Source organism: Faecalicatena contorta (assembly GCF_001404335.1).
Classification (GTDB): Bacteria; Bacillota; Clostridia; order Lachnospirales; family Lachnospiraceae; genus Faecalicatena; species Faecalicatena contortus_B.
Window position 1 is genome coordinate 1 of sequence record NZ_CYZU01000131.1, and the last position, 487, is coordinate 487.

The 487-nt window shown below is 40.9% G+C and carries 1 protein-coding gene; it reads right to left on the minus strand.

Annotation, left to right across the window (positions count from 1 at the left end; translation table 11 throughout):
- Positions 1-487 (minus strand): VirB6/TrbL-like conjugal transfer protein, CD1112 family (locus ARB69_RS25590; protein ID WP_242857673.1); only part of this gene is annotated, 487 nt, incomplete at both ends.

The window sequence follows — 487 nt, forward strand, 5'->3', positions numbered from 1 at the left end:
ATGAAGAATCCCTGAAATGCCAGTGCGAACAAGCCTTTTAAATAGTTGTTTCCGATATTGCCCCATTCCTTATTAGTCATGGTGGCAAACGGAATTGGTGCTATGGAAGTATAAAGGTAAATTTCTATCATTCTTCCGTACAAGATTACCGTAATGATAATTGACAGAATGTGCATAGTAACACTGATCAACATCGTTTCCATGGATAGCAGGAACAAATCCCCTAATTCCATATCTTCCAGTGCATCCACAATCCGTGTAATTGCTTCTGTTGCATCCACCGCTGTGTTTCCTGATATCACCCCGGCGGCATTGTTGACCACATGCTGCCCAACGTCAAAGACCGCCATCGTGATATTGAACGTATTTGTCACCAGATAAATGGCTACATACGCTTTGAAGATCCAGAGGAAAATGTTATAAGTCTCAAATTCATGGAAATTGTTTTTCTGTGTTACCATCGTGATCAATTCATAGCACAGGACAA